At 63.8% G+C, this 12,722-nt stretch carries 9 protein-coding genes; all 9 read right to left on the reverse strand.

Annotated elements, in window-relative coordinates; translation table 11 throughout:
• Window positions 1–13: 13 nt before the first annotated feature.
• Window positions 14–1,054, reverse strand: coding sequence for a porin (locus AC56LH_RS04130; protein ID WP_499644275.1), 1,041 nt, complete (start codon window positions 1,052–1,054; stop codon window positions 14–16).
• A gap of 151 nt (window positions 1,055–1,205) precedes the next feature.
• Window positions 1,206–2,312, reverse strand: a complete 1,107-nt coding sequence (locus AC56LH_RS04135) for a PAS domain-containing sensor histidine kinase (protein WP_499644277.1) — start codon at window positions 2,310–2,312, stop codon at window positions 1,206–1,208.
• A gap of 120 nt (window positions 2,313–2,432) precedes the next feature.
• A complete protein-coding gene (locus AC56LH_RS04140) occupies window positions 2,433–3,194 on the reverse strand; it encodes a LytR/AlgR family response regulator transcription factor (RefSeq protein ID WP_499644279.1) in 762 nt (253 codons plus the stop codon).
• Between the two features lie 104 nt (window positions 3,195–3,298).
• Complete coding sequence (locus AC56LH_RS04145; protein ID WP_499644281.1) at window positions 3,299–4,594, reverse strand: sensor histidine kinase; 1,296 nt, start codon at window positions 4,592–4,594, stop codon at window positions 3,299–3,301.
• A gap of 187 nt (window positions 4,595–4,781) precedes the next feature.
• Window positions 4,782–7,151, reverse strand: a complete 2,370-nt coding sequence (locus AC56LH_RS04150) for a sensor domain-containing protein (protein ID WP_499644283.1) — start codon at window positions 7,149–7,151, stop codon at window positions 4,782–4,784.
• Between the two features lie 105 nt (window positions 7,152–7,256).
• Window positions 7,257–8,114: a formate dehydrogenase accessory sulfurtransferase FdhD gene (gene fdhD, locus AC56LH_RS04155; protein ID WP_499644285.1), complete on the reverse strand. Its 858-nt coding sequence runs from the start codon at window positions 8,112–8,114 to the stop codon at window positions 7,257–7,259.
• The gene (locus AC56LH_RS04160) at window positions 8,111–10,438 is read right to left on the reverse strand and encodes an FdhF/YdeP family oxidoreductase (RefSeq protein WP_499644287.1); all 2,328 of its coding nucleotides are present in this window, start codon (window positions 10,436–10,438) and stop codon (window positions 8,111–8,113) included. Before AC56LH_RS04160 ends, fdhD begins: the two co-directional genes overlap by 4 nt.
• A 213-nt stretch (window positions 10,439–10,651) precedes the next feature.
• Window positions 10,652–11,920: a nitronate monooxygenase gene (locus tag AC56LH_RS04165; protein WP_499644289.1), complete on the reverse strand. Its 1,269-nt coding sequence runs from the start codon at window positions 11,918–11,920 to the stop codon at window positions 10,652–10,654.
• Window positions 11,921–12,098: 178 nt separating this feature from the next.
• Window positions 12,099–12,584 (reverse strand): YajQ family cyclic di-GMP-binding protein, encoded by a 486-nt coding sequence (locus AC56LH_RS04170; RefSeq protein ID WP_183550398.1) that lies wholly within the window; start codon window positions 12,582–12,584, stop codon window positions 12,099–12,101.
• Between the last annotated feature and the right edge of the window lie 138 nt (window positions 12,585–12,722).

Raw genomic sequence — 12,722 nt, forward strand, 5'->3', positions numbered from 1 at the left:
TGCGGCGCCATGGTTAGAACGCGTGACGGATACCGACGGTCAGGACCGATGGATCGGCGCTCAGGGCGCTGATGGCTGGAACGCTCGAGACCGGGGTCACGTTGTTCGACGACGCGTTGATGCCGAAGGCAGCGCGGTTGTTGTTGCTCAGCTGGGCGTAGGTGCCGTAGAAGTTGGTGCGCTTCGACAGCGTGTAGGTGTACGACACGGCCACGGTGTTGCCCTTGGCGCCGTTGTTCAGCTTTTGCTGCTGGAAGTTCAGGAAGAACTTGTTGGCGCCCATTGCGTACGATGCGCCGATGTTGGCGTTCTTGTACTCGACGCCGTTGCTGGCGGTGGTGCCTTCCAGTTCGGCTTCCAGGTAGTTACCCTTGATTTCGAAGTCGCCGAATTTGTAGCCGGCACCGAATGCCATTTCCTTGTCGTCGCCCGAAGCCAGACGCTCGATGGTGTGGTAACCGGCGCCCAGGTACAGACCGCCGATCTTGTATTCCAGTGCGATGCCCAGCAGGTCGCCCGATGGGTCGACGGTTTTTTCGGCGGTCGAGTAGGCGGCGTTGACGACGAAGCCAGCCAGGTCGTTCGATTTGTAGTTGATCGAGTTCGATAGGCGACGGGTCAGACGGTTGGTGCCGAAGGCCGACAGGTTGCTGCCGTACATGCCCTGACCGTTGATGTCCGATGCGGCGGCGACAGCAGCGATTGGCGAGTACTCACGGCCCAGGGTCACGGTACCGAAGTTGCCTTGCAAGCCGACCACGGCGCGGCGGCCGAAGGTTTGCGCGTCGGTGGCGCCGGTGTCCAGCGCGACGCCGGCTTCGATGTTGAACAGGGCTTTCAGGCCATTGCCGAGATCTTCGGTACCGCGGAAGCCCAGACGGCTGCTCGACTGGTTGCCCGAGCTGATCGTGGTGCGACGGTCTTCACCCGGCACGTCGGTGTCTTCGAGTGCGATGGCCGCGTCCATCACGCCATAGATCTGGACGTTGGTTTGGGCGGATGCGAACAGTGGCAGGGATGACAGCACGGCGGCGGCCAGGAACTTATACTTCATGAAGATCTCCAGTGTGGTTTCGACAAGATGTTGAGTTTGTAATCAACTCAGATCGACAGCGATCTTATCGAGACTATGTGTCGAGTTCATGACAGCTTGGCACTGTTGTTTTTATGCAATAGCCTGATTGAAATGCCCGGTTCCTCGGGCATCAGACCACATGGCCCGCAATGGGCAACACGATATCGATCCGTGTGCCAGGCGACTCATCGGCACCGATCGTGATGTCGCCCAGCATCGCCCAGACCCGCTCGCGCATGCCGATCAGGCCCAGCGATTCAGCCTTGTCCATGTCCTGCGCGCGGATGCCCCGGCCGTCGTCCTGGATCGTCAGCAGCAGGTCACCATTGATGCGGTACAGATTCACGCACACATGCTGCGCGCCGGCATGGCGGGCGATATTGGTCAGCGCTTCTTGCACGATGCGGAAGATGGCGGTACTGGCGGCATCGTCCAGCCGCAATTCGCCTTCGTCGGCGAGGACGCTGCAGGCGATGCCGTGGCGTTCGGTGAATTCGTCGCGCAAGCCTTGCAGTGCGAAGTACAACCCGCCTTCGTCGAGGGCGCGCGGGCGCAGGTTGGTGGCGATCCGGCGCAGCGACGCAATGGCCGTCAGCAAATTGCTTTGCATGCCGCCGATCAGCGGCGTGCTGGCCTCGGGCAATCGCTCGACCCGTGCCAGCAGCGTGAGGTCCATGCGCAGCGATGCGAGCAATTGCCCGAGGTCGTCGTGCAGTTCGCGTGCGATGTGGGTACGCTCTTCTTCGCGGATGCTTTGCAGCGCCGACGACAGCTGGCGCAACTGGTCATGCGAGCGCGCCAGTGTCTGCTGGACCAGGTGGCGCTCGGACACATCGCGCAGGATCACCGTGTAGATTGGCCGGCCCTCGTGCTCGACGCTCGAGATCGACCCTTCGATGGGAAAGCGTTCGCCATCGCTGCGAATGCCGGTGACGGCGTAGTCGGTGGCGCGCCGGCCTGCGCGGCCGAGGCCGGCGGGAAAGTAGTCAAGCGGCGTGCAGGCATCGGTGCCGGGTGTGGCGATGAAGCGCGCCAGTGCGCTGCCCTGCAGATTGGGCACGCCGGTATCGAACATGCGCGCCGCTGCCGGGTTGGCCAGCAGGATGGTGTTGTCGTGGCCGACCGACAGGATGGCGTCGCTGGCGCTGTGCAGGATGCGCCGGCTGTCGCAGGCACGTGCAGCGCGCTGGTCAGGGCTGCGGTTGCGCCGCAGGTGCATCGTGCGCTGGAGTTTCATGCGGGCAGGTGTACGAGAAGGCCACGGACGCGGACCGGATCTTCTACACTACGCGCACGCCCTGTTGGGGGCTTTGCGAGGTCACAAGGCGCGCACTGGCACGCGCGCCCGGCAACACGGTCACATCTGCTTGAACAGGTGCAGGAAGCTGCGGCTGACTTCCAGTTTTTCGGGCCGGCCCTTGACCATCACCAGATGGCGGCCACGGATATCGCGCGTCACGCCTTCGATGGCATTGACGTTGACCAGCGTCGCGCGGTGGATTTGCCAGAACAGCGATGGGTCGAGCTCATCGGCCAGGTCACGCACCGGCTTGCGGATCAGTGCCTCGAAACCGCTCGTCTGCACGCTCGTGTATTTTTCGTCCGAGCGGAAGAACAGGATGTCTTCGACGGGAATCATGCGCAGGTCCTGGCCGATACTGGCCTGAATCCATTGCAGGTGCTTCGGCTTGGGCGAGGCGATCTTTTCGGCCAGCTGGCTCAGCATGGCGCTGACACTGTCGTTGACATTGTCCTGTGGGCGCTCGAGGCGTTCTTTCAGGCGATCGACCGTGACCCGCAAGCGGTCCGGCTCGGTCGGCTTGAGCACGTAGTCGATGGCGCCGCGCTCGAACGCTTCGACCGCGTACTGGTCGTAGGCGGTGACGAACACGACCAGGCTCTTGTCGCCGATATCGCGCGCCGCTTCCATCCCGGTCTTGCCCGGCATGCGGATATCCAGAAACGTCAGGTCGGGCTTGAGCTCGCTTACCAGTTGCACCGCTTCATCACCATTTTTCGCTTCGCCGACGATCTGCAGTTCCGGCCAGGCATCCTGCAGGCGCATGCGCAGCTGGTCGCGCATCAGTCTTTCGTCATCGGCAATAATCGCGGTGGGCATGGTGGTCTCTTGACAAGGTTGTTATGAAAAGTGATTGAATGATTATTCAATGAAATTGACCAACAGGCAAGCTGTCGATCATCGCTGGCCAGTCGGCCAATCGACTACTTCGACAACTGGTAGGGCACTTCGATCGTCGCGATCACGCCGGTCGGGCTGTTGGCGCCGATGTGCAGCCAGCCGGCCTCGCCATGCAGCAGTTTCAGGCGTTCACAGATCGTTTGCAGCCCCAGGCCGGTGCCGTCGCTCGGCATCACGCCAAAGCCCACGCCATCGTCGGCCACCGTCACGCGCAGGCGGCTGTCGACGACCTCGGCGACGATGTTCAGGGTGCCGCCTTCGGGCTTGCACTCGAGCCCGTGCTTGATCGCGTTTTCGACCATCGACTGCAGCATCATCGGCGGGAAGGCCGCGCTGCGCAGGCCATCCGGCACGCGCAGATTGACAGTCAGGCGTTCTTCCATCCGCATCTTCAGCAGGTCCAGGTAAGCGTTGACCATGTCGACCTCACGCCCCAGACCGGTGACGACGGCGTTGTCGCGCATCTGCGGCAGCACCGCGCGCAGGTACTGGATCAGGCTGCGCTGCATGGCCGATGCGCGCGGCGGGTCGACGCGAATCAGGTGCTCGACCGACGCGAGCGTGTTGAACAAAAAGTGCGGCTCGACCTGCGCCTGCATCATCTGCATTTTGGTTTCCATCAGCTGGCGCTGCATCGCTTCGCGCTCGGCGGCCGCGTTGGCCACCTGGGCCTCGGCATCGGCGCGCTTCTTGCCACCGACCAGCGCCTTGGTGCCGAACAGCGCCAGCAGCAACAGCACGACGAAGTTCATGAACCAGGTCGACGCTTGCTTGTGGTAGCGCGACACCTTCTGTTCGGCGGCGTCTTCGACGGCTGCCTCGATGGCGTTCGACAGCTCTTCGCCGATTTGCGGCGGCAGTTCGATGTGGACCGAGTCGCTGCCCGGTGAGATGTTCACGGCGCCGGCGCCGGCGCCGGCGCTCGGGGAGGGCGCCTGTGCCGTCATCGGCGGGGCCGGGGGGGCATCGGGCGCGTCCGGTACGTCGGGCACCTCGGGCGTTTCCGGCGTGGTCGCCGGGGCCGGTTCGGCCGGGCGCGTCCGGGTGCGGGGATTGAAGCGGATGCCGCTCTCGTCGATCAGGATGCTGGCGTCGCTGCGGCGGCCCGACTCGCGCTCGGCGCGGGCAATTTCTTCTTCGGCCGGGCCGTTGAACAGTTCTTCCTGCAGGATGCCGGCGGCGGTCAGGGTCAGGCCGGCAAAGAGCAGGAACTTCCACCACGATAGCCGGGTGACCCAGGTTGCCACACCGTCGAAGGCGCGGTAGAGCCAGGTGAGGATGCCGGCCAGATGGTGCTGTGTCGTGCTGCGTGCTTGCATGGCGTCGTCGATCGTCGGAGTAGGCTGCACCGGCCTGAAACGTCGGCCGTTGGAATGATGCAACTTTAACGCGCCGGGCGCGTCAGGGCCAGTATCCTGCGACAGCCTGCACGAATCGGGGAATGGACGGGGGAGGATGGAATGGGATGGCCGATGACCGGCAGGGTGGACGGCTATGCCGTCCACCCTACAACGTATGTTGCCGCTGCGCGAGGAAAGCACGCGCTGCGTCGGCGGACAGGGGCGCGCTGAACCAGTGCCCCTGCAGCTGATCGCAGCCGTGGCTACGCAAGAAGTCGACCTGCGCCTCGGTTTCCACCGCTTCGCCGACCACCGTGATATCGAGGTTGTGCCCGATGTCGATCAGGGTCCTGGCGAGCGTGCCGCCCTGGCCATGCCCTGCGATGTCATGCACGGCCTGGTGTGACAGTTTTACCTGGCGCACCGACAATTGCTGCAAGAACCCCAGATCGGAAATGCCTTGTCCGAACTGGTCGATCGACAGCATCGCACCTGCCGCACGCAATTGCACCGCCAGGTCGCGCCCCAACCCGGGATTGCGGATCAGGTCGGCTTCGGGGATCTCGATCTCGAGACTGCCGGATGGCAACTCGGCGTCCTGCATGCGGCGCGCGATGCCGGCGATGAAGTCGGGCCGGCTGTATTCGCGATGCGTCACGTTCACCGCCACCGGCAGCCCGGCGTAACCGGCGGCGCGCAGGTCGCGGGCGAACGCGCAGGCCTGGTCCAGTACCCAGCCGCCGATCGTGACGATCTGGCCGCTTTCTTCGGCCTCGGCCAGGAATGACGCCGGCAGCATCACGCCCTGCTCGGGATGGCGCCAGCGCAGCAGGGCCTCGAATCCCCGTACCTTGCCGCTGCGCGCTTCCATCCGCGGCTGGAACAGCAAGAACAATTGATCGTTGGCGAGCGCGCTGCGCATGGTGCCGGCCAGCGCGACGCGCGCTTCGCTGGCATTGCGCATGTCGCGGGAGTAGAAATGGACATCGCCGCCACTCTGCCGGGCGCGGTGCACGGCCAGCTCGGCAGCGCGGATCAGGTCGGCTGGTGTTGCGCCGTCGCCCGGATAGGCCGCCACGCCAATGCGCGCGCCGACAGCGATGTCGGTGCCGCCGTACGCGACCGGCATGACCAGTGCGCGCCGCAGCCGCTCGACCACGCGCAGCGTGAAGCGCAAGGTCGGCTGGTCGATCAGTACCATCACGAATTCATCGCCCGCGATGCGCGCCACGGTGTCGCAGTCACGCACGGCCGCCTGCAGGCGCCGCGCCACGACCTTGAGCACGGCGTCGCCGGCATCGTGGCCATGGGTATGGTTGATGGTCTTGAACCCGGCCAGATCGACCAGCACCGTGGCCACCAGCGACTGGTGACGCCGGGCCAGGTGCAGCGCATGGTCGAGCCGGTCCCACAGCAGCGTACGGTTGGCAAGGCCCGTCAGGCTGTCGTGGTTGGCGTCGGGTTCGATCTCGTCAGCACGCTGCTTGCTGGCGGTCACGTCGTTGATGATGCCGATGAAGTGCGTGACCTTGCCGTTGTCGTCGTGCACTGGCGTGATCTGCAGGTCGTTCCAGAACAGTTCGCCATTCTTGCGCAGGTTGCGCAGCACGACGTGGACCGAGCGCTGCTCGCGCAGGGCAGCGCGCATGCGGCTGCGTTCGTCTTCGTCGAGGCCAGGCGCAGCCATGAAGCGCGGATCGCGCCCGACGACTTCATCGGCACTGTAACCGGTGATGTGTTCGAACGCGGGATTGACGTACTCGACCACGCGGTTGGGCCCGCTATCGTGGGCGATGATCACGCCATTGCGGGCGACATTGAGGGCGCGCCGGTACAGGGCCAGCTGGCGCTCGCGCGCCCGTTGCCTGGAAATGTCGATGCCCATGCCGACCAGGTACTGGCCGCCGTTGCAGTCGATGCGCGCGCCGCGCAGCAGCATCGGCGTTTCGCGGCCGCTGCGCGACACGTAATCGGTTTCCAGTGCGATCTCGGTGTTGTTGGCGAACATGGCCTCGACCTGAGCGAGCGCTCCCGGCCGGTCGCGCGGGTCGAGCATGGCGATGCCATTGGCGGCGGCGATTTCGTCCGGCATCATCTCGCACAGCCGCTCGAGATTATGATTCCACAGCAGGATGCGGCCTTCGCGGTTCATGATGTAGAACGTGCCCGGCAACAGGTCGACGACGGCGGACAGCGGCGTCGCGCCGAGCCGGTCGCCCTCGCTAGCGCCGGGCAGGGCTGGGGCGATCGTGATCGTGATGCTGTAGCCGAGCGGGGCGCCGTCATGCGCACACTGCAAGACGAGGCTGAGGCTGGCCGCACGCTGACCGGCGGCGGTCGCTACTGCTGCCTGGCTGTGGCCGGCACGTTGCAGGGCAGGCCAGTCGCCACCGAGCAGCAGGCTGGCGAACGGTTGGCCGATGACGTCGACAGCGGCACGGCCGAACAACGCCGCACATGCCGGATTCCAGCTGGTGATGCTGCCCGCTTGATCAGCCAGAAAACTGACCTGCTCGGCAGGGGCAAACGTTGACATGTCGGGCCGCCTCTCTCGCATCGCGCTGCGTCGGGTCTGCGCTTGCGGCCAGCATATACCCGTTCAACATGGCGCCGCAACGGGCACGCGCGACGTGCTGAGCAGCTACGCGAGACGCTGCGGATGGCTGTAGACGACGTGGCGACCGGCCCGCACGAAGCCTGCCAGCGTCACGCCGGCCGCATCGGCCATGCGCACGGCCATGGCCGTGGGCGCCGAAATGGCCGCCAGCACGGCGATGCCGGCACGCGCGGTCTTTTGCACCATCTCGAAACTGGCCCGGCTGGTCACGACGACGAAGCCGCTGTCGGCTGCCAGGCCATCGCGCGCGACTGCGCCGATCAGTTTGTCGAGCGCATTGTGGCGACCGACGTCTTCGCGCACGGTACGCAGCACGCCATCGCGGTCGGCCCAGCCGGCCGCATGCACGGCGCCGGTGGCCTGGTGCAGGCGCTGGTCTGCGTTCATCGCGGCCATCGCGCGGTGCAGCGCCGCTGGTGCGAACTGCGCCGTCACGCCGTGCGCGCCGCCATCGCGGGCGTCGAGCAGGCCCGTTTCGCGCTCGAACCAGGCCAGGCTGTCCACGCCGCACAGGCCGCAGCCGGTCTTGCCGGTGCGTGCGCGCCGGGTTTCCTTCAGGCGCGCCATGGCGCCAGGGGCAATCTCCAACGAGACCGTGATGCCGTGCGGGCCCGGTTCGATGGCGATATCGCGGATGTCTGCCGTCTGGCGCACGATGCGCTCGGACAGCGAAAAGCCAAGCGCAAAGTCATCCAGATCCTGCGGCGAGGCCAGCATCACGGCGTGGCTGATCCCGTTGTAGACCAGGGCAACGGGCACTTCCTCGGCCAGCACTTCGGCCAGTGCTTCACTCGCACCGGCCTGCCAGCAGGCGGCCGGCAGGCTGCTGGCAACAGGGAAGTCCGGCCCGCCGTCGCCGGGGAAGGTCGTGCGCGCGTTCATGCGACGCTCGTGGCACCAGCACCAGCACCAGCACGTGTGCGTTCCAGCAGGACGTCGATGGCTTTTGCCGCCGGCACCTTGCTTTCCTTGGCGTGGTGCCACAGCGGAATCAACGGATTGCATTCCGGGTAGTAACCGGCGATGCAGCCGGACGGCACATCGTAGGGCACGATCTGCAAGCCCTCGACGCGGCGATCCACGCCATCGTCCGCATGCGTACGCAGCGCCACCACGTCACCCTTGCCCAGACCATAGCGTTCCATGTCGGCCGCGTTCATGAACAGCACCATGCGGCTGCCGTGCACACCGCGGAAGCGGTCGTCGTTGCTGTAGATGGTCGTGTTGAACTGGCCGTCGCTGCGGATCGTAAACAGGCGCAGGATGTCGGGGCCACCCGGCATGTTCGGGTTGCCCGGCAGTTCTTCGGGTACCGTGAATTCGGCCTTGCCGCTCTCGGTCTTCCAGACCCGCTCGGCAGCGGCCAATGGCTTGCGGTAGCCGCCCGGCGTCCACATGCGCTCGTTCAGATCCTTGAAAATCTCGGGGAAGGTGATGCCCATTGCCTTGCGGATGACCCGATAGTCGGCCACCCAGGCGTCCCAGTCGACGCTGGGGTTGGGCGCCAGCGTCGCCTTGGCAATCCCGGCCACGATCGCCGGCTCGGACAGCAGCCCGGGCGCGGCCGGCTCGGTCATCCCGCGCGAGCCGTGCATGTGCGACGTGCTGTCCTCGATCGATACGGACTGGTCGCCCGAGCCCTGGCGATCGATTTCAATCCGGCCCAGGCATGGCAGCAGGTAGGCCGCCTTGCCGTGAATGACGTGGTTGCGATTGAGCTTGGTGGCAATCTGCACCGTCAGCGGCAGTTCGCGCCAGGCCGCTTCCATCAGCACCGTTTCCGGCACGGCGCGCAGGAAGTTGCCTCCCAGGCCGATGAACGCCTGCAGGTCGCGCTTGATGATGGCTTCGCAGGCGTCGACCGTCGTCAGCCCCATATCGCGTGGCGGCTCGAAGTTGAACTGCTCCTTGAGCTTGTCGAGCGGCGCGAGCTCAGGCTTTTCGGTGATGCCGACCGTGCGCTGGCCCTGCACGTTCGAGTGGCCGCGCACCGGGCAGATGCCGGCGCCCGGCTTGCCGATATTGCCGCGCAGGAGCAGCAGGTTGACCAGCATCGTCACGTTCTGCACGCCGTTGCGGTGCTGCGTCAGGCCCATGCCGTACACGCCCATTACCGCGCTTGACCTGGCGTACACGCTTGCGGCTTCTTCGAGCGCCGCTTGTGACAGGCCCGCTTCGCGCTCGATCGCTTCCCAAGAACAAGCGCGCACGGCCTGCTCAAAGTCGCCGAAGCCGTTGGTGTGTTCCTGGATGAATGCGATGTCGATGACGCGCTGTTCACCGGCGGCCAGCGCCGCATCGTCGAACGCGAAAATCGCCTTGCACATGCCCATGATCACAGCGGTGTCGCCGCCTGGCTTGACCTGGTGATACTGGGTCGAGATTGCTGTCTCTTGCCTGGTCAGCATTTCCAGCGGCGACTGGGGATTGGTGAAGCTCACCAAGCCACGCTCGCGCAGCGGGTTGAAGGTGATAATCGGCACGTCACGTTTGCGCGCTTCCTGCAGCTGGTGCAGCATGCGCGGGCTGTTTACGCCCACATTCTGGCCGAAGAACAGGATGCAGTCGGTGTCCTCGAAGTCGCTCAGCTTGACCGTGCCCACGGCGATGCCAATGGTTTTCTGCAGGCCGACCGAGGTGCTTTCGTGGCACATGTTCGAGCTGTCCGGCAGGTTGTTGTTGCCGTACATGCGCGCCAGCAGCTGATACATGTACGACGTTTCCAATGAGGCGCGGCCCGATGCGTAGAACACGACCTGCTTGCGGTCGAACCCGCGCAGCGCGGCGCCGATCTCGCTGAAGGCCACTTCCCAGTCAACTGGCAGGTATTTGTCGCTGGCAGCGTCGTAGCGCAGCGGTGTGGTCAGGCGGCCGTGGTCTTCCAGTTCATGGTCGCTCCAGCCTTCGAGCTCGGTCAGCGTGTGGCGCTGGAAAAAGTCGGCGCCGATCGATTTGCTCGTGGTTTCCCAGGCCGTGGCCTTGGCGCCGCTCGAACAGAATTCGAACGGATGCGGATTGGCTGGCTTGGCCCAGGCGCAGCTGACGCAGGCGAAGCCGTCGGTCTTGTTTTGCTTGAGCAGCAAGCCCGTGTCTTTGACGACGACATTCTGGTCGGTCAGAATCGTGCTGACGTCACCGACCGAGCCCCAGCCACCGGCTGGCATCGTCGCTTTGGTAATACGGACCTGCTTTTTCTCTTCGCTCATTGCTCACTCCCGCTGATGGAGTGATTACCGTAACGTTCATGCAAGACGGCTTCGGTGCGGCTGCGCACATTCAGCGGCGATCACGGGGCAGGGGCGGGACAAGGCGGTTCAGTTGGGCGTAAACGCGAAAACGTCATTCCCGCGCAAGCAGGAATGACGTTTTCAGGGCCGCGGTAGGGCGGCGACAGCGAAAGACGGGCTTACGCCATGGACTTACGCCGCGACGATCTCCTGCTTTTCTGGCAGGGCGATCTCGTTATTGACGCTGAACTGGTAATCCTTGAACACGTGCTCGGCGCTCAGGATCTGGTAGTTGCCATCAGCCAGCAGATGCGACGTATCCTTCAGGCGATACGTGTAATGGCCGCAGGTCCAGCAATTGAAGTTGCGCATGTGCGTGCACAGGCAGGTCTTGTCCATCACCGTGACTTTTTTCAGTTCCGGATGCGCCTGCACCTCGCGGTTGTAGGCGTTGATGTACGAGCAGTTGCCGGTCGCATCGAGCAGATAGCCGTACGATTCGCAGCCGGGGCGAATGCCAGAGCCAATGGCCGGGGTATTCTTGAGCATGCGCATCGGATAGCCGGTCGGCGAAATGCCGTTGACTTCGATGTCTTCTTCGCTGGCCCGGAAGTATTCCTGCTTGACGTCGTGCGGCAGGCCGCATTCGGTAGTCACGGTAAAGCGCGTGGCCACCTGGACGGCGCCTGCGCCTTTTTCGAGGAAGCTGACCGCGTCCGACCCCGTGAACACGCCGCCGGCGGCAATCACCGGGATACCCAGCTGCTCGGCCTTCACGAACGCATGGATCTCGTCCATGATCGTGTGCAGGTCGTACTGCTTCCAGTCGTCCATGCCGAAGCCCAGGTGGCCGCCGGCCAGCGGACCTTCGACGATGATGAAGTCGGGCTTGCGGTCCAGGCGCGAGACTTTACGCAGGAACAGTTGCAACGCCCGCACGGACGAGACGATGATGCCCAGGTGCGCATCGCGGAAACGCGGGTGATCCTTGATCAGCTCGAACGAACCCAGGTGCAGGCCAGCCGACAGCGTGATGCCGTCGATGCCGCCATCCAGCGCCGATGCCAGGCGCACGCGCAGCGTTTCCTTGGGCGCGTTCATGGTCAGCTTTTCCATGCAGTTCACGTAGATCAGGCCATCGCCTTTCTTCGCTTCCATGGTGGAGCTGACATGACGGCGCGTGGCCTCGGCCAGGTGATCCAGGTCGAACTGGACCACGGCCTTGTTCATGTTGTTGATGTTGAACTTGTAGGTCTTGGTTTTTTCCTTGACGTACGTGGTGTCGAACTTGCGGTCGGACACGTCTTGCGACATTGCATCAGAGATATGGCCAATACCGCCCAGGCGGGCTGCTTCCAGCGCCAGCTCGGACGTCGAAATGTCCACACCCATTCCGCCGATCATGATGGGCACGTATTCCTTGTTGCCCATGCGCAGGCGGAAATCATCAACACGTTTCATTGCTATCCTTAGACTACCTAATCTGCCCGGAGTGGCTGCGGTGTGCAAGAGTCGACCCGGGGTCGGCACACGGCGCCATTTTACTCCAAGCGTTACAAGGCTTCAGCGGACACATTGTCCACGTAGCGCCCCGTGCCAGCGCCGGTCAAGCCGGCCCGTTGCAACGCGCTGATACCGATCAGTCGCGGAAGTTGTTGAAGGCCAATGGCAGGTCCTGCACGTCCTTGCGCAGCATGGCCATGGCCGTCTGCAGGTCGTCGCGCTTGGCGCCGGTGATGCGCACCGATTCGCCCTGGATGCTTGCCTGCACCTTCATCTTGCTTTCCTTGACCAGCTTGGTGATCTTTTTTGCGTCGTCGGTTTCGATGCCGTTGCGCACCTTGATCACCAGCTTGACCTTGTCGCCGCCGATTTTCTCGACCTTGCCTTCGTCCAGAAAACGCACGTCGACCTTGCGCTTTGCCATCTTGTTGATCAGCACGTCCTTAACCTGGGTCAGCTGAAAATCGGAGTCGGCAAACAGCGTCAGTTCCTTGTCTTTTTGCTCGACATTGGCCGAGCTGCCCTTGAAATCGAAACGGGTCGTGATTTCTTTGTTCGATTGTTCAACCGCGTTCTTTACTTCGACCATGTCTGCTTCGCAGACGACATCAAACGATGGCATGGTGTGTCCTTTTTATAGTTTGCATATAGATGAATTGCTCTATTTTAGCGGACGGCGGCCCGAATCGCGACCGTTTCACCCGTGTGGAAAGCCGTGAATGCACGAACCACTATAATGAAACGACACTTTTACGCCGTT

It is taken from the genome of Telluria sp. LT1R51-2 (assembly GCF_059685775.1).

What these genes read in the sequence shown, in the direction of transcription:
- AC56LH_RS04170 (WP_183550398.1), bottom strand. Translation starts at nt 12,584, where the DNA reads ATGCCATCGTTTGATGTCGTCTGCGAAGCAGACATGGTCGAAGTAAAG.
- AC56LH_RS04165 (WP_499644289.1), bottom strand. Translation starts at nt 11,920, where the DNA reads ATGAAACGTGTTGATGATTTCCGCCTGCGCATGGGCAACAAGGAATAC.
- AC56LH_RS04145 (WP_499644281.1), bottom strand. Translation starts at nt 4,594, where the DNA reads ATGCAAGCACGCAGCACGACACAGCACCATCTGGCCGGCATCCTCACC.
- AC56LH_RS04135 (WP_499644277.1), bottom strand. Translation starts at nt 2,312, where the DNA reads ATGAAACTCCAGCGCACGATGCACCTGCGGCGCAACCGCAGCCCTGAC.
- fdhD (WP_499644285.1), bottom strand. Translation starts at nt 8,114, where the DNA reads ATGAACGCGCGCACGACCTTCCCCGGCGACGGCGGGCCGGACTTCCCT.
- AC56LH_RS04140 (WP_499644279.1), bottom strand. Translation starts at nt 3,194, where the DNA reads ATGCCCACCGCGATTATTGCCGATGACGAAAGACTGATGCGCGACCAG.
- AC56LH_RS04160 (WP_499644287.1), bottom strand. Translation starts at nt 10,438, where the DNA reads ATGAGCGAAGAGAAAAAGCAGGTCCGTATTACCAAAGCGACGATGCCA.
- AC56LH_RS04150 (WP_499644283.1), bottom strand. Translation starts at nt 7,151, where the DNA reads ATGTCAACGTTTGCCCCTGCCGAGCAGGTCAGTTTTCTGGCTGATCAA.
- AC56LH_RS04130 (WP_499644275.1), bottom strand. Translation starts at nt 1,054, where the DNA reads ATGAAGTATAAGTTCCTGGCCGCCGCCGTGCTGTCATCCCTGCCACTG.